This is a genomic window from Streptomyces sp. V1I1 (assembly GCF_030817355.1).
Classification (GTDB): domain Bacteria; phylum Actinomycetota; class Actinomycetes; order Streptomycetales; family Streptomycetaceae; genus Streptomyces.
Genome location: NZ_JAUSZH010000001.1, coordinates 5,724,391 through 5,744,955, shown reverse-complemented (window position 1 = coordinate 5,744,955; position 20,565 = coordinate 5,724,391). Strand labels below are relative to the sequence as shown.

The following is a 20,565-nucleotide window of genomic DNA, read 5'->3' as shown; positions in this document are numbered from 1 at the left end:
GGCCATGGTCGGTGGGCAAGGATTCGGGAGATGAGTCCGAGTCGCACGTGCGAAACATGCGGGACCGAGCTGCCCGGCCGTGGCCGGCGTCCAGAAAGCAAGCCGGAGCAGGGCGGCCGGCCCGCCCGCTACTGCTCGGACGCATGCAGACAGCGCGCCTTCCGCCGACGCTCCGCCCGGCAGCACGGCACAGCCACCGCGGCCGCGCCTTTCCCCGACCGGGACCTGCCACGGGCGCTTGACTCCTTCGTCGGCCGCGGGCGTGAACTGTCCCGGCTGCGCTCCCTGTTGAAGTCGTCACGGCTGCTGACGCTCACCGGCCCGGGCGGGGTGGGCAAGACACGTCTTGCGCTGGAGTTCGCCGCCGGTCTGCGCGGCGCCGGGGACGGCCGGGTCCGACTGGTCGAGCTGGACTCGCTCCACGACGGCGGCCGGCTGGCCCAGGCCGTGGCCGCCGTGCTCGGCGTGGGCGAACGCGGCGGCAGAACCGGCGTCGAGGTGCTCGCCCATGCGCTGGGCGACCGCTCGACGCTGCTGATCCTGGACAACTGTGAGCACCTGGCCGAGGCGTGCGCACAGCTGGCCGCGGCCCTGCTGAGCCGGTGCCCCCGGCTGCGTATCCTCGCCACCAGCCGCGAGGTGCTGCGCGTGCCCGGCGAAGTCGTGTTCCGGGTCGGCGAGTTGTCCCTGTCGCCGGCCGGTGAGGACGACGACCCGGCGGCCGTGCTCCAGGCGGACGCCGTACGGCTCTTCGTGGAGCGCGCCGCCGGCCGCGCCCCCGGATTCACACTGGACGCCGGCAACGCCCGTACGGTCGCGGAGATCTGCCGGCGGCTGGACGGCATGCCGCTGGCCATCGAGCTGGCGGCACGCCGCACGGGCGCCCTCCCGCTGACCGACGTCCTGACCGGACTGGACGACCAGCTCGCCCTCCTCACGGACGGCAGCAGAACCGGGCCGGGGCGGCACCGCGAGCTGGCCGCCGCGATCGACTGGAGCCATCGATTACTGGATCCCGAGGAGCAGACGCTCTTTCGCCGGCTCGCCGTTCTCGTCGGCGGATTCGACGCCGAGGGCGCGGCCGCGGTCTGCGCGGACGGCGAGATGCAGCCGCGGCACGTCCTGCGGGTGCTGTGCGCGCTGGAGGCCAAGTCCTTGATCGTACGGCTGCCGGGCGACGCCGAAGGGACCGACGCCGAAGGCACCGCGAGATTCCGGCAGTTGAGCGCCATCCGCGCCTACGCTCTGGACCGCCTCGCCGAGTCCGGCGAACTGGACAGCACCTGGCAGCGGGCCGTCGACTGGCTGACCGGGCTGATGCCGCCCGCCGCGGACCAGCTGTTCGCCGACCAGGCCGGCGGGCCGCTGACCGAGGAGCGGGACAACCTCGCGGCGGCCGTCGCCCACACCGCCGACCGCGACGGCGCACCGGACATCGGGCTGGCGCTGGCGCTTGCGCGGGTGCGCTTCCAGCAGGAGCAGCTGACGGCCGCCCGCGTGCTGCTGACGGAGGTGCTGAAGCGGGACAACAGCTTCCGGCACGGCGGTGCGCCCCTGGCGCTCGCCGCACGCGCGGCGTGCCAGCAGGCGGACCCGGCGGCCGCACTGCGCTTCGCGGAGCAGGCGGTTTCCGTCGAACGGCGGCGTGACAACCCCGCGGGGCTCGCCAACGCGCTGGACGCGCGGGCCGCCGCCAAGCTGGGCCGCGGCGAGTTCTCCGAGGCGGTCATCGACTTCGCGGAGTGCCTGGCCGTCGTCGTCACGCTCGGCCGCCCCCGGGACGAGGCGTGGTGCCGGCATCACCTGGCCTGGGCGCTGCTGCATGTCGGCAAGGCGGCCGAGGGCGACGCGCTGATGGCTTCCTGCCTGCCCCTGCTGAGGGAGCAGCAGCCCTGGTGCCAGTCGACGGCCGCGCTGCACACCGCCGGTGCGATACGGCTCGCGCTGGGCGAACTCGAAGCGGCGGAGGGGCTGTTCGCCGAGGCGTTGCGCGCGGTGCCCGGCGAGAGCTTCCACGCGCTGTATCCCCTCGAAGGACTCGCCATCGTGGCGGCCGAGCAGGGCGACATGAAACGGTCGCTGCGGCTGTTCGCCGCCGGCGCGCAGGCGCGACAGCGACTGGACACCGAGCCGGAAGCCGCGTGGCAGCGGCAGGTCGAGGCGGCGACGGCCCGCGCGAAGGCGGCGCTGCCCGCAGCGGCGCGGGACGGGGCGCTGGCCGGTGGACGCCTGCTGCGCTGGGAGCGGCTGCTCGCGTACGCGCTGCGGGCGGGCGATGCCGCCGGAGGTGTCGGTGACGCCGGCGCCGAGTCCCCGCTGACCGGTCGGGAGACGGCGGTGGCGGCGCTGGTCGCCGAGGGGCTGACCAACCGCGAGATCGCCGCGCGCCTGGACCTGTCGGCGAGCACCGTTGCCACACACCTCGACAACGTCCGCGACAAGCTGGGCATGAGGTCGCGGACACAGATCGCGCTGTGGGTGGCCGGAAAGGAACGGCTCGGCGCCCCGGACGGCGCGCTGCGCCGGGACGAGGTTTCGTAACGCCGCGAACCCGCCGGTCATCTGATCGATCCGCTCGGTCACGACAGCGGCCAGGCTGAGCCGGAACAGGGCATTCCAAGGACTCGTAGGCGTGGATCCCGGTCCTTCCCCCCACGGAATGCCCTGCCTGGCGATTGAATCCGGCAAGGAGACGCGATGCGGCATGACCACGATGCGGACGGCGAACACACCAGCTCACGAAGGGCGTTCATCCGAACGAGCTCGGTGGGAGTGACCGCCGCCGCCCTCGCGGCGACGGGAGCCGCGCCCGCAGCCCCCGCCCCAGCCTCCGCCCTCGCCCCCGCGGGCCCCGTGACCGCGGTGACCGCGGCACTTCGGGCGGGGCGCCCCCTGGCCGTCACGCCCGCCTGCGACGGTCACGAGACCCCGGAGTCGTCGGAGGGCCCGCTCTTCAAACCGCAGTCCCCCGAGCGGGGGGACTTCATCACCCCGGCCATCCGCGGAGTGCGGCTCGACTTCACCGGTGTCGTCTACGACACCGCCTGCAAGCCCCTGCCGGGGACGCTCATCGAGTTCTGGCAGTGCGACCAGAACGGCGACTACGACACCGCCGGCTTCTCGCTGCGCGGCCACCAGTACACCAACAGCAGGGGCGGCTTCCGGCTCAGCACGATCATCCCCCGTGACTACTGGGGCCGTTGGGGCCGACGAGCGCCCCATATCCACACCCAGGTCCAGGCCACCGGCGGACCGGTGCTGATCACGCAGCTGTACTTCCCGGACGACACCCAGGCGTACGGCAGGGACTTCGCCGCGCTCAACGCCGCCGACGGACTCATCAACCGGGCCTGCACGATCGCGCTCGCGGGCCCGCAGGACGGCGCTTACACCGGCGCCTTCGACTTCGTCATCAAGACCTCGGTCCAGTAGCCGACCGCCGATCACCGAAGGATTTCCGTGATGCATACGAGCAAGCCATCCGGGCGCCCGCACGTCGGCCGGTCGCCCGTTCTGGCGGCGCTGGCCGCCGGCGCCATCGCGACCGGCGGCCTGGTCGTCGCCGGCACGGGCTGGGCCGGTCCCGCACCCGCCCCCACCGGGTCGGACGCCTCCGCCGCAACGTCCCGCGTCGCCGGACAGTGGCAGCAGACGCCGGTGCCCGTGACGAAGGGCGACCTCACCGCCGTGGCCGCGCTCAGCGACAAACAGGCGTGGGCCGTCGGCTACCGGCTGAGCGCGACCAAAGTGGAGGCGCTGGCCCTGCGCTGGAACGGTACCTCCTGGGCCCAGGAGTCGACGCTGCCGAACGACAGCTTCCCGCAGGCACTCGCCGTCCGCTCGGCCAAGGACATCTGGGCGGTCGGCGCCAACACGGCGCACTGGGACGGCACTTCGTGGACCACGCGCAACCTGGACCGGGACCCGGCCGGCCGGGTAGTGCCCGACGCGGTGGCGACGACGTCCGACGGAAAGGCATGGACGGCCGGCCGGGCGGTGCCGCAGTCCATCAAGAACGCGGTACCCGCCATCCAGTCGTGGGACGGCTCGGCCTGGCGCCGGCAGTCCCTGCCCGACGTCGGCAAGGGCGAACTCACCAGCCTCGCCGCCGTCGCGCCCGACGACATCTGGGCGGCGGGCACGGTCTACGGCACCGGCACCACCGATCAGACCGCCCTGCTGCTGCACTGGGACGGCACGTCCTGGAAGCGCGTCGACGCTCCCGCGGGCAAAAGCGGTGAAGACCCCTTCGTCAGCGCCATCACCGCACTGGGCGCCGACGACATCTGGGCCGTGGGCGGCGTGAACTCCAAGGGGCCGGACCGCCCCTACGCGCTGCACTGGGACGGCAAGAAGTGGGCCGCCGTCACCACACCCGACATCGCCGACGGTCGGCTCCGGGCGGTCGGACGGGCCGGGGACGGAGCGCTGTGGGCGGTCGGCGGCAAGGGCGCGGTCTCCGTCGCCCTGCGCTGGAACGGGCAGCAGAGCCGCTGGGAGCAGGGCGCCGACCCCGCTGTGGTGGTACGGGGATTCAGCACGGTCCCGCAGAGCGCCGACCTGTGGACCGTGGGCATCGCCAAGCAGGGCGACCTGGTCCCCGCGGTTACCCGCTTCACGGGCTGACGTCGGCGACCGCGAGCGCCTGAAGCTTCTCCAGGCGCTCGCGGGAGTCGTCGTCGAGGGGGACGTAACTGACCAGGCGGAGACCGGCCGCGGGCCCGAGCCACAGGTTGTTGTGCTCGAGGTGCAGCAGGCCGACATGGGCGTTGCGGATGTACTTCGTCCTGCCGCCCTGGTCGATGACCTCATGGCGCGCCCACACCTCCCGGAACTCCGGCGAGACCGACTCCAGCCGGCCGAGCAGCGATTTCCAGGCGGCTCCGCGAGATGCTCGGCCATCGAGGCGCGGAACTTCGCGGCCATGGTCCGGCTGACGTCCCCCAGATCGGCGACCGCCGCCCGCCAGTCGTCATTCGTGAAGGCCAGGATCATGCAGTTGCGGTCCTCGGGCGGCAGGGCGTCGAGGTCGCAGAGCAGCCGTCCGTACGTGCGGTTGTAGGCGGGATGTCGTACCGGCTGTTCTGGATGCATGCCGGGATCGGTTCGAGCTGCTCCAGCATCTGCCGCAGCGCCGGAGTCACGGTCGGGCAGGGTGTGCCGGGCGCCGGGTCGGCGGTGCCGGCCAGCGCGAAGAGATGGGGTGATGGTGACGACACAGCAGTCCGCGCTGGCACTGGGCGTGGCCACGCTGGGCTCGCTGTTCCTGGCGCTGGCCGCGGAGGCGGGGATGCGCCAGGCGCTGACCGTCACGCTGCTGGTGCAACTGGCGATGATCGCGCTGACGGCGCTGCTGAGCCTGCGCCTGCCGGGCACGGTGGACTGAACCGAACTGAACCGAACTGCACAGCACCCGGACACGGCCGTGGGCCCGGACCGCATCGCGCGGTCCGGGCCCACGGTCCTGATCAGGCCAGCTCCTCCTGCGGCGCATCCTGCGTGCTGCCGCCCTGGGCGCGCTCGCGCATCTTGCGCACCAGGTCCTGCTTCTGGTCGGCGGCCGCCTTGCGATCGGCGTTGCGCGCGGGACCGTTGCCCTGCTGGTCGGCTCGGGACAGCTTCTTTCGCTGTCCGCCCACGCCGAGGAGGTTGTTACGGCTCTTGGCCACGGGGTTCTCCCATCGTGGTGAGAAGTGACTCGGGAATCGTCAGACGGGGGCGGGAGTGGACCCGCCGCCCTCTCACTCGTAGATCTGGAAGAACGAAGACATGCAGGTGACGGTACCTCGCCGGGGGGCCTCGCGATACCAGTTTTCGGTCGAGGCCCGGGCGCTGCACTGCGCGAGGCGGGACCAGCCGCTGGCTGTAGCGGACCGTGAAGGAGCTGGCGAAGATCACCAATGGCACGGAGCACCCGGCCCCGGTGAGGCTGCGCTTCTGGCTGACGACGCTGTTCGACGCGAAGCGGCACGAGGCCGGTGACGAGGGCGTACGCGCCGAGCAGTTCGCGTTCACGGAGCCGAGCGTGGCGGCGCAGGCGGTGTTCGACGCTACGGCCCGTTTCCATGATCCGGCGTATGCGCCGGAGTGGCAGAAGCCCACGATCGACGGCGAGTTCGCGGCGGTTGCCGATCTGGTGCTGCGCGGCCTGAGCGCCTGAAGCCAGGCGCCCAGGCCGGAGCGTTCAGCTCACGCGCTCGGGTCGACCGTCGCCTGGTGGGCCTCGGCGAGGTGTTCTTCGGCCTTGAGCCAGGGCAGGAACTGCGCCCCTTTGCGCCAGCCGCAGGTGTCGCAGGTCAGCGTCCGCTGCATGCCCGACTTCTGTACGTGCACGATGTGTTCGCGGCCGTGCTGATCCCATCTGCTCACCTTGCTGGTGGTCATGGACGGCATCGTGTCCTCCTGGTGACGACTGCGCCCAGTGTGCAGCAGGGACAACATCAACAGGAGACTCTTGTCGCTCTGTTGCCCCATGCGTAGCCCAGCGGGCGTTCAACGGGCGCTCAGACGCCACCTTCCAGGCGCTGTAGGCGGCATGGAAAGGCCGGCCGGGCTGTGGCCCGGCCGGCCTTTCGTACGTCCCAGACGTCCCAGACATCCGCAGACGTCCGCAAACATCCGCAGGCGTCCGCGGGTGTCAGCAGCCGAGCAGGCGGCTGCCGAGGTAGCCCTGGATCTGGTCCAGGGAGACGCGCTCCTGCTTCATCGTGTCGCGCTCGCGCACGGTCACGGCGTCGTCGTCGAGGGTGTCGAAGTCGACGGTGACGCAGAACGGCGTGCCGATCTCGTCCTGGCGGCGGTAGCGGCGGCCGATGGCGCCGGCGTCGTCGAACTCGATGTTCCAGTTCTTGCGCAGGTCGGCCGCCAGGCCCTTGGCCTTCGGCGAGAGCTGCGGGTTGCGGGACAGCGGCAGCACAGCGACCTTGACGGGCGCGAGGCGCGGGTCGAGACGCATCACGGTGCGCTTCTCCATGACGCCCTTGGCGTTGGGGGCCTCGTCCTCGTTGTACGCGTCGAGGAGGAAGGCGAGCATGGCGCGGCCGACACCGGCGGCAGGCTCGATGACGTACGGCGTCCAGCGCTCGCCGGCTTCCTGGTCGAAGTACGACAGGTCGTGGCCGGAAGCCTTGGAGTGCGCGGAGAGGTCGTAGTCGGTGCGGTTGGCGACGCCCTCCATCTCGCCCCACTCGTTGCCGCCGAGCTGGTAGCGGTACTCGATGTCGGCGGTGCGCTTGGAGTAGTGGGAGAGCTTCTCGGCCGGGTGCTCGTACCAGCGCATGTTCTCCTCACGGAGACCAAGGTCGCGGTACCAGTTCCAGCGCTGCTCCATCCAGTATTCCTGCCACTGCTCGTCCTCGCCGGGCTTGACGAAGAACTCCATCTCCATCTGCTCGAACTCGCGGGTGCGGAAGATGAAGTTGCCGGGCGTGATCTCGTTCCGGAACGACTTGCCCATCTGGGCGATGCCGAACGGCGGCTTCTTGCGGGAAGTCTGCTGGACCTGGCCGAAGTTGGTGAAGATGCCCTGGGCGGTCTCGGGGCGCAGGTAGGCGATGGAGCCGGAGTCCTGGGTGGGGCCGAGGTGGGTGGCGAGCAGGCCGGAGAACTGCTTGGGCTCGGTGAAGGTGCCCTTGTTGCCGCAGTTGGGGCAGTTCAGGTCGGCGAGGCCGTGCTCGGGGGCCTTGCCGTGCTTCTCCTCGTACGCCTCCTCCAGGTGGTCGGCGCGGAAGCGCTTGTGGCAGGAGGTGCACTCGGTGAGCGGGTCGGTAAAGGTGGAGACGTGGCCCGACGCCTCCCAGACCTCACTGGCAAGGATCACCGACGAGTCGATACCGACGACGTCCTCGCGCGAGGTGACCATGTAGCGCCACCATTGACGCTTGATGTTCTCCTTCAGCTCGACACCCAGCGGCCCGTAGTCCCAGGCGGCACGCTGACCACCGTAGATCTCGCTGCAGGGGTAGACGAAGCCACGGCGCTTGCTCAGGTTGACAATGGTGTCGATCTTGTCGGCGGCCACGGTGCTCTCTTCATTACGACGACGACGAACGGCGAATGCTTCAGGTTACCGGCGGCCGCACCCCCTGGATCAAATCGGTTGGGGCAGCGGGAGCCCGGCAGCTTTGTTGACAATCGTTTCCAGTTTTGTTGAAAATGACTGTCATGAACGTACGCCGCCTCATACCCACCACCGTCGCCGCCGGAGCCGTCGCCCTCGGCCTCATGGCCGTTTCCGCCTGCTCCAGCTCCAATGCCGCCGACGGCGGCAGGAACGGCGACAAGCTGAAGGTGGTGGCGTCGTTCTACCCCATGCAGTATCTCGCAGAGCAGATCGGCGGCGACCACGTCTCCGTCTCCGTTCTCACCGAGCCGGGCGTCGAGCCGCACGATCTCGAACTCAAGCCCCGCCAGACCGCCGAGCTGAACGAAGCCGGCTACATCCTCTACCTCAAGGGCATCCAGCCCGCCGTCGACAAGGCCATCGCCCAGTCCGAGGCGAAGAACAAGGTCGACGCCGCCACCCTGGCCAAGCTCGAGCACCATGGCACGGAGGGCGGCCACAGCCACGAGGGCGAAGAGCCCGGCCACGAAGAGCCCGGCCAGGAAGAGTCCGGCCATGAGGAGTCCGGCCACGACGAGCATGCCCACGAGGGCGAGGGCGAGGCCGGCGCCGACCCGCACATCTGGCTCGACCCCGTGAAGTACGCCGAGGTCGCCAAGGGGGTGGGTGCCTCCCTGGAGAAGGCCGACCCGGACCACGCCGCGGACTACAAGAAGAACACCGAGGCGCTGGTCGGCAAGCTGAACGGGCTGAACACCGCGTTCCAGCAGGGCCTGAAGAACACCACGACCAAGACCTTCATCACCACCCACTCCGCCTTCGGCTACCTCGCCGAGCGGTACGGCCTGGACCAGGAGGGCATCGCGGGCCTCGACCCCGAGTCCGAGCCGAGCCCGGCCCGTATCAAGGCACTGCAGGACATCGCCGAGAAGGACAAGGTCACCACGGTCTTCTTCGAGACGCTCGCCAGCGACAAGACCGCCAAGACCCTCGCCAAGGACGCCGGACTGAAGACGGACGTCCTCGATCCGCTCGAGGGGATCACGGACAAGTCCAAGGGCCGCGACTACGTCGAGGTGATGCAGTCCAACCTCGACGCGCTGCAGAAGGCTCTCGGCGCGAAGTGATATCTGCATCGGAGGCATCCGTGAGCGAGCCCGTCATATCCATCCGCGGGGCTCAGGCCACGCTCGGCTCGCGGCCCGTGCTGCGCGGCATCGACCTCACCGTCCAGCGCGGTGAGGTCGTTGCGCTGCTCGGGGCCAATGGCTCGGGCAAGTCCACCGCCGTGCGCTCCCTTATCGGCCAAGTGCCGCTCACCGGCGGCGAGATCGCCCTGTTCGGCACGGAGCTGCGGCGCTTTCGCGCATGGTCGCGCGTCGGTTACGTACCGCAGCGCACCACCGCGTCGAGCGGTGTGCCCGCGACGGTGCGTGAGGTCGTCTCCTCCGGGCGTCTGTCCCGTACGAGGCTGGGCCGGCTGTCGAAGGCCGACCGGGCGGCCGTGCAGCGCGCCATAGAGCTCGTCGGGCTCGCCGACCGCGCCAAGGACTCGGTGAACGCCCTCTCCGGCGGCCAGCACCAGCGGGTGCTGATAGCGCGTGCGCTGGCGTCCGACCCGGAACTGCTGATCATGGACGAGCCGATGGCGGGCGTGGACCTGGTCAGCCAGGAGATCCTGGCCGGCACGCTGCGCGAGCAGGTCGCGGCCGGGACGACCGTGCTGCTGGTGCTGCACGAGCTGGGCGCGCTGGAGCCCTTGATCGACCGCGCGGTGGTGCTGCGCGACGGCTGTGTGGTCCATGACGGGCCGCCGCCGGAGGCTGTGGGCCAGCACGCGCTGCCCGGCCACGACCACGTACATCCGCATGCGGCCGACGAGCCGCTCCGCACGGGACTGCTGACCTGATCATGGAAATCCTCGAGACGGCCTTTATGCAGCGGGCGCTCATCGCGGCCGTGCTGGTCGGCATCACCGCGCCGGCCGTTGGCATCTATCTGGTGCAGCGCCGACAGGCGCTGATGGGCGACGGCATCGGCCATGTCGCGATGACCGGCGTCGGTCTCGGCTTTCTGCTGTCGACCAACCCGGTGTGGATGGCGACGATTGTCTCGGTCGTCGGCGCGATCGCGATGGAGCTGATCCGGGCGTACGGACGCACCCGCGGCGACATCGCGCTGGCGATGCTCTTCTACGGCGGCATGGCGGGCGGTGTCCTGCTGATCAACATCTCGGACGCCGGGTCCACCGCGAATCTGAGCTCGTTCCTGTTCGGCTCGCTGTCCACGGTCTCCGACGAGGACCTCACCGCGATCGTGCTGCTCGCCGCCTTTGTGGTGCTGGTCTCGCTGGGGCTGCGCAGGCAGCTGTTCGCTGTCAGCCAGGACGAGGAGTTCGCGCGGGTGACCGGTCTGCCGGTGCGTGCGCTGAATCTGCTGATCGCCGTGACCGCGGCGGTCACGGTCAGTGTGGCGATGCGTGTGGTCGGGCTGCTGCTGGTCAGCGCGCTGATGGTGGTGCCGGTGGCCGCGGCCCAGCAGATTTCGCGGTCGTTCAGGGCGACGTTCACGGTGGCGGTGGGGATCGGCATCGCCGTGACGCTGGCCGGAACCGCCACCTCGTACTACCAGGACGTACCCCCTGGCGCGACGATCGTCCTGCTGGCCATAGCGATCTTCGTGACGCTGACCGCGCTGGCGACGCCCCTGGCAAGGCGGCGTGCGCGAGCTTTGGAGGCGAGCGAGGCCGAGTGCACCATGGAGGGGCCGGGCGCACGACGGCCGGGTGACGACGTCAAGGTCTGACCCCGGGCCTGGCAGAATGGCCCGACATGTGTGCGGGCAAAGCGAGGAGGCACCTGTGACGACGGCGCCAATCGGCGGGAACACCGCCCCGGTGCGAGGCCGGTCGACCCGGCAGCGTGCCGCGGTGGCTGCGGCGCTCGACGAGGTGGATGAGTTCCGCAGCGCGCAGGATCTGCACGACATGCTCAAGCACCGCGGCGACTCGGTGGGTCTGACCACGGTCTACCGCACGTTGCAGTCGCTCGCGGACGCGGGCGAGGTGGATGTGCTGCGCACGTCCGACGGCGAGTCCGTCTACCGGCGCTGCTCGACGGACGACCATCACCACCATCTGGTGTGCCGGGTGTGCGGTAAGGCGGTCGAGGTCGAGGGGCCGGCGGTGGAGCAGTGGGCGGAGACGATCGCGGCGCAGCACGGTTATGTGAATGTGGCGCACACGGTCGAGATCTTCGGCACGTGCGCGGAGTGCGCGGCGGCGGCCGCCGCCAAGTAACCGGGGCTCCGCCCCGGACCCCGTGTCCTCAAGCGCCGGACGGGCTTGATTTCTCAAGCCCGTCCGGCGCTTGAGGACAGAACCGGCCCGGCCCGTGCCGGGTGCGCGGCGCGAAGCTGCCGCTCGCGGGTCTGGGGCGTCAGTCCCCAGACGTCCCGTCAGGGTTTCGGGAAGGGGCGGGGTGGGGGAAACTCACCGCTCGGCTCACGCAGACGTGCCCTCGGGCCGCCCCCGCATCGCTTCCAGCTCCTCGTTCGGGATCGCCCCGCCGAACCGCCGGTCCCGCTGCGCGAACTCCAGGCACGCCCGCCACAAGTCCCGCCGGTCGAAGTCCGGCCACAGCACGTCCTGGAAGACCATCTCGGCGTAACTGCTCTGCCAGATCAGGTAGTTGGAGGTGCGCTGCTCGCCGCTCGGGCGCAGGAACAGGTCGACGTCCGGCATGTCCGGGTAGTACAGGTACTTCTGGATCGTCTTCTCGGAGACCTTCGACGGGTCGAGCTTGCCGGCCTTCACGTCCGCAGCGATGGCTGCCGCGGCGTCGGCGATCTCGGCGCGGCCACCGTAGTTGACGCAGAAGTACAGCGTCATCGCGTCGTTGTTCTTGGTCTGCTCCTGCGCGACCTGGAGCTCCTGGACGACGGACTTCCACATCTTCGGCATCCGGCCCACCCAGCGGATACGGATACCGAGCTCGTCCATCTCGTCACGGCGGCGGCGGATGACGTCGCGGTTGAAGTTCATCAGGAAGCGCACCTCGTCGGGCGAGCGCTTCCAGTTCTCGGTGGAGAAGGCGTACAGGGAGAGGTTCTTGACGCCCATCTCGATGCAGCCCTTGAGGACGTCGAGGACGACGCCCTCGCCGACCTTGTGGCCCTCGGTGCGCGGCAGGCCCCGCTCCTTGGCCCACCGGCCGTTGCCGTCCATGACGCATGCCACATGGTTCGGCACCAGCTCGCCGGGGATCTTCGGCGGCCGCGCGCCGGAGGGGTGCGGCTCGGGGACCTTGTACTCGCGGCGGGACCGGCCCAGGATTCCGCGTCGTGCCATGCGGTTCACATCTCCTATCTCTCTACTTCTCGACGTACCTCAGCGAGCGCAGGCCGCGCTCCAAGTGCCAGTGCAGATAGGCGGACACGAGCCCGCTGCCCTCCCTGACGTGGCGCGCCTCGCACGCGTCCGCCGTGGGCCAGTCGCCGGTCAGCAGCGCGCTGAGCAGACCGATGGCCTCCGCAGAGGGTACGACGCTGCCGGGCACCCGGCAGTCGCCGCATATGACGCCGCCTGCGGCGACGGAGAAGAAACGGTTGGGCCCGTGCATGCCGCATTTCGCGCAGTCGTCGAAGCTGGGCGCATAGCCGTTGACGGCGAGGGAGCGCAGCAGGAACGCGTCGAGGATGAGATGTGGCGCGTGCTCGCCGCGGGCGAGGGTGCGCAGGGCGCCGACGAGGAGGAGGTACTGCTGGACGGCGGGCTCGCCCTCGTGGTCGGTGAACCGCTCGGCGGTCTCCAGCATGGCGGTGCCTGCGGTGTAGCGGGCGTAGTCGGTGACGATGCCGCCACCGTACGGAGCGATGGTCTCGCTCTGGGTGCACAGGGGGAGCCCGCGGCCGACGAGTTCGCTGCCGCGGGCAAAGAACTGCACGTCGACATGGGAGAAGGGCTCGAGCCGCGCCCCGAACTTGGACTTGGTCCGCCGCACGCCACGGGCGACCGCGCGGACACGCCCGTGCCCGCGCGTGAGCAGCGTGATGATGCGGTCGGCCTCGCCCAGCTTCTGGGTGCGCAGGACGACGCCGTCATCACGGAACAGGCTCATGCGGCCATTGTCCCGTACGGACCGCTGTCGGTTGACCGGGACCGGTCAGCAGTCAGTCGCTCACCCTCTCCTCCAGACGGACCGTCACGCTGTCCCCCGCCTCCTTGCCGATCGCCTTGCGTACGTCGGCCTTCACGGGCAGCTTGTGCGTGCCGTCCCCCAGGGCCATGAACGAGCTCTGGAACGGATGGCCGTCGATCGTCCCCCGGACCTTGACCAGCCCCCGGGTGCCGAAGTACTCAACCGACTCGGGCCACACGACATAGGTCCAGCCGCCCTTCGCGGGGCTCTTCTGCAGCGTTGCGCTGAATTGTTCGTCCATGCAGGTAGGACGGTGCCGGGTCGGCAAACTCATCGCTCCCCTCCGGGTTTCGCGATGAACCATTCCATACGAGAATTGGACATACACCCCTGACGAGCAGGCCACGCCACCATCGCAGCGATCGGGGCCAGCGTGTCGTCCACCGATACCAGGTTGAGTACGCACCCCTTCGGCACTACGAGCGCCGAAGGCGCGGCGGAGCGTGACAACGCGCTGACGGATGCCGTCCTCAAAGCCGTCGAGGTGACCGGGGCCCATGCGGCGAGTGTGTTCCTGATCTCGCGCAACCATCACACGCTGGTACTCGCCGCAGCGGCCGGGATGCCGCCCTCCCTGCTCGGCGGCTGGCGGCGGATTCCTGTGAGCAGTCCCATCCCCGTGGCAGAGGCGTTCCGCTCCAGGCGGACGGTCCATCTGGTCGACGCCGACGAGACCATGCGGCGATTTCCCCAGCTCGCGGTCGCATTGCCCTACCCCTTCGGCTCCGCCTCCGTACCGGTCACGGCGGGGCAGGAGACCTTCGGGTCCATGGCCGTGGTGTGGGCCTCCAAGTCCGGAGGGGAAGGGCTGACCAAGGCGCAGCGACGGCATTTGCGCACCGCGGCCGGCCGCCTCGGCGCATCGCTCGCCGAGCTGAACGCGCGCGGCGCCGACATCGGGTGCGACATGGAGACCGTTCCGGTGGAGGTCCCGGTACCTTCCGCCTCGGCGGTGCGGGTAGGCCTGTTCGACTGGAACCTCGGCACCGGAGCCCTCGAAGCGGATGCCACGTTGTGTGCGATCTTCGGCCTCGCCCCGCACGAGTACGACGGGCAAGCGGCCACGCTGGCGGCCAAGGTGCATCCCGCGGACCGTCCCGGTTTCGAGGCTGCCGCCCGTACTGGAGTCGAGGAGGGCCGCATCCTCGCCCAATGCATGCGCGTGCCGGAGAAGGGCGGAGGTCACCGCACCGTCGAGCTGTGGGGCCGGGTACCTGAGACCGCCGCCGACGGGGAGCCGCGGCCCCACCTGGTGGGCGGAGTCCTGGACCTCGGGTCCGGCATGGCCGCCGTCGCGGCGATCGAACGGCTCACGGACGGCTTCTTCTCGCTCGACCGAGAGGGGTGTGTGACCTACGCCAACCACAGCCTGGTGCGGCTGATGCGCGTACGCCGGGAGGATCTGGTGGGCCGACGCCCCTGGGACGTCCTGCCGTGGCTGGCCGAACCCGCCTACGAAGACCATTTCCGGGCCGCCAGGGTCTCCCAGCAGCCCGTCTCCTTCCTGGCCCAATCCCCCGACCAGTGGCTCGTGTTCTCCCTCCGCCCGGATGCGCAGGGCATGACCGGCTGGGCAGCGCCGACCGGACAACCGGTCCCGGCCGGGACCGAGCCCGGATCACCGCCCGCGGAGACAGGAGGGGCCGCCCCGTCCTCGGGGCCCGCGCCGGCCTCAGGGCCCGCACCGACGCGCCTGGGCGCCATCTATCGCGTCCTTCAGATGAGCAGCGCCCTGACCGAGGCGGTCACCGCGCGCGAAGTGTGCGATGTCGTCGCCGACCAACTCCTGCCCGCCGTCGGCGGTCATCGACTGGCGATCTACGTGGTGCACGAGCGGCACATGCGCCTGATGTCGCAGCGTGGCTACCGCGAGAGCTTCCTGGAGCGGTTCGAGGGCAGGCCGCTGCATCAAGGGGGGCCCGTAACCGGGTCGCTGACCTCCGGGGTCCCGCTGTTCATCGAATCGAGGGAAGAGTTCCTGCGGGCCTATCCCGAGCTCCACGCCGAGTCCAGCTCCTTTGCGTTCCTGCCCCTGATCGCCTCCAGCCGCCCAGTGGGTGCCTGCGTCCTGGGCTTCGACGAGGTCCACCGGTTCTCCAACGAGGAACGAAGCCTCCTCACCGCGCTGAGCGGTCTGATCGCCCAGGCACTGGAACGTGCCAGGCTCTACGACGCCGAATTCACCCTCGCCCGGGGCCTGCAGAACGCGCTGCTTCCACACCTACTGCCCACAATGCCGGGCGTCCGCGTCACCGGCCGGTACCTGCCCGGTACCCGCGGGATGGACATCGGCGGCGACTGGTACGACGCGATCCCCACCGACCGCGGCGTCGTGCTGGTCGTCGGAGACGTCGAGGGCCACAATGTCGCCGCCGCAGCCACCATGGGCCAGGTGCGCAGCGCGGTACGGGCCTTCGCCTCCGCGGGCCACCGTCCGAGCGATGTGATCGCCAGTACGAACCGGCTGCTCCTCGACCTCGCCCCCGGGCTCCTCGCCAGCTGCTGCTACGTCCTCATCGAACCGGGTCCGGGAGTCGCGCACGTGGTACGCGCGGGCCACTGCCCGCCCCTGCTGCGCAGGCCCGACGGGCACACCGAGTTCCTGGATCTGCCGGGCGGCCCGCTACTCGGAGTGGAGCGCACCGTCGACTACCCGGAATCGGAGCTGAATCTCCTGCCCGGCTCGGTCCTGGCCCTCTACACGGACGGACTGATCGAGACACGCGGGTCCGACATCGGTGTGGGCATGGACCGGCTGCGGACCTCGCTGGCCCATGCTCGTGTGGGGTCACTGGAAGAACTGGCCGACGCACTCCTGCGGGACGCCCGCCAGTCCCCGAACCGAGTGGACGACATCGCGCTGCTACTCACCGAATACGCCCATACCTCGCCTCCTACGCCCGCCACCGCCGGGTGAGCAGAAGCGGGCGCCGGACGGCCGGCGTCAGGTCACCTCGCCCCGGCTGCGGGCGTTCACGTACGCCGTCGTCGCGCTGATCCGCTCCGCCGCGGTCGCGGGCCGCACCGCGTCGGGCTCGCACTCCCACTCCCGGCCCCCGCCGACCGGTCTCAGCAGCAGCCGCGCGCCCGCCTCCCCCATGAGCCGGCCCACCTGGCCGGTGCGGATGTCGACGACGTAGGACCCGACGGGCGGCGTCACGGTGCGACTCCTCCTTCCTTCGGCAGTACTGCCGTGAGCATGCGGACGATGTCGACGGTGCAGCGCCCCAATTCGACCAGGGGACAGGGCACCTCGCGTGCGTACGAAGCGGGCTCCAGGCGCAGCGACGGCAGGGTAATGCCGGACCGCTCCAGGGCCGTACGCAATTTGTTCACAGCTTCCTCCGCCTCTTCGATGCATTCCACCGAGTGCCGCGGGTTTTCCTTGCGCGCCATGACTTCCCTTCCCCATCCGATTTCACGTTTCGCATTACAACGGTGACGGCCCGCAGCTACTCTCGACAGGGGTATGCGCACTACAACAGGGCAGCTGCACAAGGGGTTTGATCGATGGCCAACGGTTCACGGCAGGCGGCTTGGGAGTTCTTCGGTACCGAGTTGAAGCGGCTCCGGGAGGAAGCGGGATTCACCCAGGCGGCGCTGGGTGCGCGGGTTTTCGTGTCGGGTGGGTACATCGGTCAATTCGAACAGGCCATTCGGAAGCCGCAATTGGATGTGGCACAGCGGATCGATGAGACGCTGCAAACCGGAGGCTTTTTCGAGCGGATGTGCCGGAAGCTGATCAGTACTTCGCGGTACGCGGACTACTTCGCGGCCGCGGCGGAGCTGGAGGCGCTGGCGACGAAGGTGTGTGACTTCGCGCCAGCGGTGGTCCCGGGACTCCTCCAGACCGCGGAGTACGCTCAGGCAGTCATCCTGGCAAGCAATCCGCTCGCCACCGACGAGTACGTCCAGGAGACGGTCAAGGCGCGCATTGACCGCGCCCAGATCCTCAAGGACGCTGCACGGCCGATGTATTGGGGCATCCTGCACGAGACCACGCTGCGCATCCCGGCGGGCGGACCCGCCACGATGGCGCGCCAGCTGGACCACATCGCGGCGCTGGCGCGCGAGCGCAAGGCTCTGATCCAGGTACTGCCATATGCAGCGGGTGCGCACCCGCAGATGGGCAAGATGCTGAGGCTCATGGAGTTCGAGGACGCACCGCCAACCGCCTATACAGAAGCGGTGTATTCGGGGAATCTGCTGGACGATCCGGCCCTGGTGAAGCGGGTGCAGGGCACATACGATCTGCTGAGGGCCGCCGCGCTGTCGCCGGAGGCGACCCTGACCCTGATCGAGTCGGCGGCGGAGGACTTCAGACGATGCGCGAGTACGACCTGAGCACCGCCCGGTGGCGCAAGAGCACCTACAGCGACGGCGACGGCGGCGAATGCGTCGAGGTCGCCTACGACTTCCCCGGCGCCGCCTGGCGTAAGAGCACCCACAGCGACGGCACCGGCGGCGACTGCGTCGAAGTCCTCGACAACATCCCCGGCGTCGTCCCCGTCCGCGACAGCAAGAACCCCGACGGCCCCGTCCTCGTCATCGGAGCCGCCAGTTGGACCGCTTTCGTCGAGGGTGTTTGCCTCTAGAGCGCTCCATCTCCGTGTCCTTGTTGATGGCGCGGGCCAGGATCACCCCGATGAGGATCAGCCCGACGCCGAACCAGGACGCCGCGGCGTCGAAGATCAGGGAGACGACGCCCACCGGGATGATCAGGCCCGCCAGCGGGATCAGGAAGTTGCGCACCGGCGGCGGGGGCTCACCGGTGCGGTTCCGGCTGCGGACGACCTGTGGGTACCACTCGGTGAAGCTCAGCGCGGTGACGATCGCCGCGAGCTGGATGATCCACGCGGTCCAGAGGTTGTTCGGGTTGTGCAGGACAAGGTCGCCGAAGCCGCCCGCGATGGCCGCCACGAGGAAGGCCGCGCCCCAGACGCCGGTGATCACTTGGTTGGTGTGGAGGAACTCGGGCGACTTCCAGTACTCCGGGCCGACGCGTTCCCTTCCGTACTGCACCGTGAAGGGCACCCGTACGGCCATCGAGCCGAAGGCGACGACCATCAGCGCGAGGTTGGAGATCTCGCCCGCGTACGTCTCCAGCCATCTGTGGGTGCCCGGCGACGAGGTTGCTCCGATTCCGGCGAGCACGGCGAAGAAGAGGACGTCCAGCACTTCCAGGATCTTGAGCGAGGTGCCGCGGTAGAGCATCCGCGCCGTGACCAAGAGCGCCACCGACATGGCGAGGGCGAGGCCCACCGCCAGTCCGAAGCGGCCCGGGCCGACGACGACCGAGAAGATGATCCACGGGGACATCCCGACGATCGGGCTCTCGAGCGCGGCGGCGAGACGGCCGCCGGGTGCCGTGTTTTCGACAGCGTTCATTGCGGGGGCCCCTTCGCCCGGGCAGATCCTCCTGGTCCCCAGCTTCCCGCCTGATGCCCGGCGGCGCGATAGGAGGCCGGGGGCGGGGCCCTGCGGGCGGCCCGAGGGCGGGAGGTTAGGGTGTCCTTACCTCGCCCTCCCGGGTGCTGGGTCATAGATCAGGCTTATGGGTTCATAGGTACAGGGCGGGTACCGCGGTGGGAGCGCCGTTGCCAGGGTGGCGTACGAGAGTCGGCTCCCTCCGCACGCGCCAGGCCGTCTCACTCGCCGGGTCACGCCCGTGGACCTCGTTCGAAGGGAACCATTCATGCCCCGCCCTCTGCGGATCGCGATCGTCGGTGCCGGCCCCGCCGGGATCTACGCCGCCGACGCACTGCTGAAGTCCGAGGCTGCCGTCGAGCCCGGCGTCTCCATCGACCTCTTCGAGCGGATGCCCGCGCCGTTCGGGCTGATCCGGTATGGCGTCGCGCCCGACCACCCGCGGATCAAGGGCATCATCACCGCCCTCCACCAGGTGCTCGACAAGCCGCAGATACGCCTCTTCGGAAATGTCGACTACCCGAGCGACATCGGCCTGGACGATCTGCGTGAGTTCTACGACGCGGTGATCTTCTCCACGGGCGCGGACGCGGACCGGGCGCTCGACATCCCCGGCATCGAGCTGGACGGCTCGTACGGAGCCGCGGACTTCGTGTCCTGGTACGACGGCCACCCGGATGTGCCGCGCACCTGGCCGCTGGAGGCCGAGAAGGTGGCCGTGCTCGGCGTCGGCAATGTCGCCCTGGACGTGGCCCGCATCCTGGCGAAGACGGCGGACGAGCTGCTGCCGACCGAGATCCCGCCGAATGTGTACGACGGCCTGGCCGCCAACAAGGCCCTCGAGGTGCATGTGTTCGGGCGGCGCGGCCCCGCGCAGGCCAAGTTCAGCCCGATGGAGCTGCGGGAGCTCGACCACTCGCCGAACATCGAGGTGATCGTCGACCCCGAGGACATCGACTACGACGAGGGCAGCATCGCCACGCGCCGGGCCAACAAGCAGGCGGACATGGTCGCGAAGACGCTGGAGAACTGGGCGATCCGGGATGTCGGCGACCGGCCGCACAAGCTGTTCCTGCACTTCTTCGAGTCGCCGACCGAGGTCGTCGGCGAGGACGGCCGCGTGGTGGGGCTGCGTACGGAGCGGACGCGGCTGGACGGCACGGGCAATGTCACCGGCACGGGCGAGTTCCGTACGTGGGACGTGCAGTCCGTCTACCGTGCGGTCGGCTATCTCTCCGACGAACTGCCCAAGCTGCCCTTCGACTTCCTCACCGGCACGGTCCCGCACGAGGGCGGGCGGGTCGTGGAGGCCGGCGAGCACCTGCAGTCGACGTATGTCACGGGCTGGATCAAGCGCGGCCCGGTCGGCCTGATCGGCCACACCAAGGGCGACGCGAACGAGACGGTCGCCAACCTGCTGGACGACCACGGCAATGGGCGGCTGCACGAGCCTGCCGCGCCCGGCGAGGAGGCGGTCGTCAACTTCCTTGAGGCGAAGGGTGTTTCCTACACCACGTGGGAGGGGTGGCACCGGCTGGACGCGGCGGAGCGGGAGCGGGGTGCGGCGGAGGGGCGTGAGCGCGTGAAGATCGTCGAGCGCGAGGCGATGCTGCGGGCGAGCGGCGCCTGACCCGGCGGGGGGTGCCTGGGGCTCGGCCCCCGGACCCCCGCGCCTCATACGCCGGCGGGGCTGAACATTCGGCCCTGACCGGGGCTCCGCCCCGCGCCCCGCGCCTCAAACTCCCCCAGACTTCGTCCGCGGGGCCCCACGAGGCTTGATTTGCCCGGGCGGGCCTCAAGTTTCGGCCGGACGGGCGGAACTTCAAGCCCGTCCGGCGATTGAGGACACTCCCCCTACGCCCGGAGGGCGTGGGGGGG

General features: G+C 70.0%; 21 protein-coding genes and 2 pseudogenes. 13 read left to right on the top strand and 10 right to left on the bottom strand.

Features of this window, described 5'->3' with window-relative positions:
* The first annotated feature begins 30 nt into the window (after positions 1-30).
* The 3 genes from QFZ67_RS26890 (at position 31) to QFZ67_RS26880 (ending at position 4,626) form a co-directional block, all read left to right on the top strand.
* Entirely contained in the window at positions 31-2,541 is a 2,511-nt protein-coding gene (locus QFZ67_RS26890) for a LuxR C-terminal-related transcriptional regulator (protein WP_307663634.1), read from the top strand.
* Between the two features lie 156 nt (positions 2,542-2,697).
* Positions 2,698-3,432, top strand: a complete 735-nt coding sequence (locus QFZ67_RS26885; protein ID WP_307663633.1) for a dioxygenase — start codon at positions 2,698-2,700, stop codon at positions 3,430-3,432.
* Between the two features lie 30 nt (positions 3,433-3,462).
* A complete protein-coding gene (locus QFZ67_RS26880) occupies positions 3,463-4,626 on the top strand; it encodes a hypothetical protein (protein WP_307663631.1) in 1,164 nt (387 codons plus the stop codon).
* Here the strand turns inward: QFZ67_RS26880 and QFZ67_RS26875 are convergent.
* Positions 4,616-5,094, bottom strand: a pseudogene (locus QFZ67_RS26875) (hypothetical protein). The gene QFZ67_RS26880 and the pseudogene QFZ67_RS26875 sit on opposite strands and share 11 nt — an antisense overlap.
* Positions 5,095-5,200: 106 nt before the next feature.
* Between QFZ67_RS26875 and QFZ67_RS26870 the strand changes: the two are divergent.
* Positions 5,201-5,386: pseudogene (locus tag QFZ67_RS26870) on the top strand (MFS transporter); the annotation flags it as partial.
* A gap of 82 nt (positions 5,387-5,468) precedes the next feature.
* Here QFZ67_RS26870 and QFZ67_RS26865 read toward each other — a convergent pair.
* Positions 5,469-5,669, bottom strand: coding sequence for a DUF6243 family protein (locus QFZ67_RS26865; protein WP_307663630.1), 201 nt, complete (start codon positions 5,667-5,669; stop codon positions 5,469-5,471).
* A gap of 206 nt (positions 5,670-5,875) precedes the next feature.
* Between QFZ67_RS26865 and QFZ67_RS26860 the strand changes: the two genes are divergently transcribed.
* Positions 5,876-6,160 carry a hypothetical protein gene (locus QFZ67_RS26860; protein ID WP_307663629.1) on the top strand — a complete coding sequence of 95 codons (285 nt, stop codon included), beginning with the start codon at positions 5,876-5,878 and terminating at the stop codon, positions 6,158-6,160.
* Between the two features lie 29 nt (positions 6,161-6,189).
* Here the strand turns inward: QFZ67_RS26860 and QFZ67_RS26855 are convergent, their stop codons facing one another.
* Positions 6,190-6,393 carry a hypothetical protein gene (locus QFZ67_RS26855; protein WP_307663628.1) on the bottom strand — a complete coding sequence of 68 codons (204 nt, stop codon included), beginning with the start codon at positions 6,391-6,393 and terminating at the stop codon, positions 6,190-6,192.
* Positions 6,394-6,637: 244 nt separating this feature from the next.
* Complete coding sequence (locus QFZ67_RS26850) at positions 6,638-8,020, bottom strand: glycine--tRNA ligase (RefSeq protein ID WP_307663627.1); 1,383 nt, start codon at positions 8,018-8,020, stop codon at positions 6,638-6,640.
* Between the two features lie 143 nt (positions 8,021-8,163).
* On the opposite strand from QFZ67_RS26850, the gene QFZ67_RS26845 reads away from it, so the two are divergent.
* Genes QFZ67_RS26845 through QFZ67_RS26830 form a run of 4 tightly spaced genes read left to right on the top strand, consistent with a single transcriptional unit; the run spans position 8,164 to position 11,360 of the window.
* Complete coding sequence (locus QFZ67_RS26845; protein WP_307663626.1) at positions 8,164-9,189, top strand: metal ABC transporter substrate-binding protein; 1,026 nt, start codon at positions 8,164-8,166, stop codon at positions 9,187-9,189.
* The gene (locus QFZ67_RS26840) at positions 9,189-9,971 is read left to right on the top strand and encodes a metal ABC transporter ATP-binding protein (protein ID WP_373430244.1); all 783 of its coding nucleotides are present in this window, start codon (positions 9,189-9,191) and stop codon (positions 9,969-9,971) included. Before QFZ67_RS26845 ends, QFZ67_RS26840 begins: the two co-directional genes overlap by 1 nt.
* 2 nt (positions 9,972-9,973) lie before the next feature.
* Positions 9,974-10,867, top strand: coding sequence for a metal ABC transporter permease (locus tag QFZ67_RS26835; RefSeq protein WP_307663624.1), 894 nt, complete (start codon positions 9,974-9,976; stop codon positions 10,865-10,867).
* Between the two features lie 55 nt (positions 10,868-10,922).
* Positions 10,923-11,360 carry a Fur family transcriptional regulator gene (locus QFZ67_RS26830; protein ID WP_307663623.1) on the top strand — a complete coding sequence of 146 codons (438 nt, stop codon included), beginning with the start codon at positions 10,923-10,925 and terminating at the stop codon, positions 11,358-11,360.
* 204 nt (positions 11,361-11,564) lie between these two features.
* On the opposite strand, the gene QFZ67_RS26825 is transcribed toward QFZ67_RS26830, so the two are convergent.
* Genes QFZ67_RS26825 through QFZ67_RS26815 form a run of 3 tightly spaced genes read right to left on the bottom strand, consistent with a single transcriptional unit; the run spans position 11,565 to position 13,501 of the window.
* Positions 11,565-12,410 (bottom strand): isoprenyl transferase, encoded by an 846-nt coding sequence (locus QFZ67_RS26825; protein ID WP_307663622.1) that lies wholly within the window; start codon positions 12,408-12,410, stop codon positions 11,565-11,567.
* A 22-nt stretch (positions 12,411-12,432) separates the two neighbouring features.
* Positions 12,433-13,179: a DNA repair protein RecO gene (gene recO / locus QFZ67_RS26820; RefSeq protein ID WP_307663621.1), complete on the bottom strand. Its 747-nt coding sequence runs from the start codon at positions 13,177-13,179 to the stop codon at positions 12,433-12,435.
* A gap of 52 nt (positions 13,180-13,231) precedes the next feature.
* The gene (locus tag QFZ67_RS26815; RefSeq protein WP_307663620.1) at positions 13,232-13,501 is read right to left on the bottom strand and encodes a DUF1905 domain-containing protein; all 270 of its coding nucleotides are present in this window, start codon (positions 13,499-13,501) and stop codon (positions 13,232-13,234) included.
* A gap of 153 nt (positions 13,502-13,654) precedes the next feature.
* Here QFZ67_RS26815 and QFZ67_RS26810 point away from each other — a divergent pair, with 153 nt between their 5' ends.
* On the top strand, positions 13,655-16,177 hold the full coding sequence (locus tag QFZ67_RS26810; protein ID WP_307663619.1) for a SpoIIE family protein phosphatase: 2,523 nt from the start codon (positions 13,655-13,657) through the stop codon (positions 16,175-16,177).
* Between the two features lie 27 nt (positions 16,178-16,204).
* Here QFZ67_RS26810 and QFZ67_RS26805 read toward each other — a convergent pair whose 3' ends face one another.
* Entirely contained in the window at positions 16,205-16,420 is a 216-nt protein-coding gene (locus QFZ67_RS26805; protein WP_307663618.1) for a hypothetical protein, read from the bottom strand.
* On the bottom strand, positions 16,417-16,656 hold the full coding sequence (locus tag QFZ67_RS26800) for a hypothetical protein (protein WP_307663617.1): 240 nt from the start codon (positions 16,654-16,656) through the stop codon (positions 16,417-16,419). Before QFZ67_RS26800 ends, QFZ67_RS26805 begins: the two co-directional genes overlap by 4 nt.
* A gap of 114 nt (positions 16,657-16,770) precedes the next feature.
* On the opposite strand from QFZ67_RS26800, the gene QFZ67_RS26795 reads away from it, so the two are divergent.
* Positions 16,771-17,604, top strand: a complete 834-nt coding sequence (locus tag QFZ67_RS26795) for a helix-turn-helix transcriptional regulator (protein ID WP_307663616.1) — start codon at positions 16,771-16,773, stop codon at positions 17,602-17,604.
* Entirely contained in the window at positions 17,586-17,855 is a 270-nt protein-coding gene (locus tag QFZ67_RS26790; RefSeq protein WP_307663615.1) for a DUF397 domain-containing protein, read from the top strand. Before QFZ67_RS26795 ends, QFZ67_RS26790 begins: the two co-directional genes overlap by 19 nt.
* On the opposite strand, the gene QFZ67_RS26785 is transcribed toward QFZ67_RS26790, so the two are convergent.
* Positions 17,806-18,648, bottom strand: a complete 843-nt coding sequence (locus QFZ67_RS26785) for a hypothetical protein (RefSeq protein WP_307663614.1) — start codon at positions 18,646-18,648, stop codon at positions 17,806-17,808. The two genes, QFZ67_RS26790 and QFZ67_RS26785, sit on opposite strands and share 50 nt — an antisense overlap.
* 307 nt (positions 18,649-18,955) lie before the next feature.
* On the opposite strand from QFZ67_RS26785, the gene QFZ67_RS26780 reads away from it, so the two are divergent.
* Entirely contained in the window at positions 18,956-20,317 is a 1,362-nt protein-coding gene (locus QFZ67_RS26780; protein ID WP_307663613.1) for an FAD-dependent oxidoreductase, read from the top strand.
* The last annotated feature ends 248 nt before the right edge of the window (positions 20,318-20,565 follow it).

Excerpts from the sequence above, each read along its gene's own strand:
- QFZ67_RS26890 (WP_307663634.1), top strand. The coding sequence starts at position 31 with ATGAGTCCGAGTCGCACGTGCGAAACATGCGGGACCGAGCTGCCCGGC.
- QFZ67_RS26885 (WP_307663633.1), top strand. The coding sequence starts at position 2,698 with ATGCGGCATGACCACGATGCGGACGGCGAACACACCAGCTCACGAAGG.
- QFZ67_RS26880 (WP_307663631.1), top strand. The coding sequence starts at position 3,463 with ATGCATACGAGCAAGCCATCCGGGCGCCCGCACGTCGGCCGGTCGCCC.
- QFZ67_RS26855 (WP_307663628.1), bottom strand. The coding sequence starts at position 6,393 with ATGCCGTCCATGACCACCAGCAAGGTGAGCAGATGGGATCAGCACGGC.
- QFZ67_RS26845 (WP_307663626.1), top strand. The coding sequence starts at position 8,164 with ATGAACGTACGCCGCCTCATACCCACCACCGTCGCCGCCGGAGCCGTC.
- QFZ67_RS26835 (WP_307663624.1), top strand. The coding sequence starts at position 9,974 with ATGGAAATCCTCGAGACGGCCTTTATGCAGCGGGCGCTCATCGCGGCC.
- QFZ67_RS26825 (WP_307663622.1), bottom strand. The coding sequence starts at position 12,410 with ATGGCACGACGCGGAATCCTGGGCCGGTCCCGCCGCGAGTACAAGGTC.
- recO (WP_307663621.1), bottom strand. The coding sequence starts at position 13,179 with ATGAGCCTGTTCCGTGATGACGGCGTCGTCCTGCGCACCCAGAAGCTG.
- QFZ67_RS26815 (WP_307663620.1), bottom strand. The coding sequence starts at position 13,501 with ATGGACGAACAATTCAGCGCAACGCTGCAGAAGAGCCCCGCGAAGGGC.
- QFZ67_RS26800 (WP_307663617.1), bottom strand. The coding sequence starts at position 16,656 with ATGGCGCGCAAGGAAAACCCGCGGCACTCGGTGGAATGCATCGAAGAG.
- QFZ67_RS26795 (WP_307663616.1), top strand. The coding sequence starts at position 16,771 with ATGGCCAACGGTTCACGGCAGGCGGCTTGGGAGTTCTTCGGTACCGAG.
- QFZ67_RS26790 (WP_307663615.1), top strand. The coding sequence starts at position 17,586 with ATGCGCGAGTACGACCTGAGCACCGCCCGGTGGCGCAAGAGCACCTAC.
- QFZ67_RS26785 (WP_307663614.1), bottom strand. The coding sequence starts at position 18,648 with ATGAACGCTGTCGAAAACACGGCACCCGGCGGCCGTCTCGCCGCCGCG.
- QFZ67_RS26780 (WP_307663613.1), top strand. The coding sequence starts at position 18,956 with ATGCCCCGCCCTCTGCGGATCGCGATCGTCGGTGCCGGCCCCGCCGGG.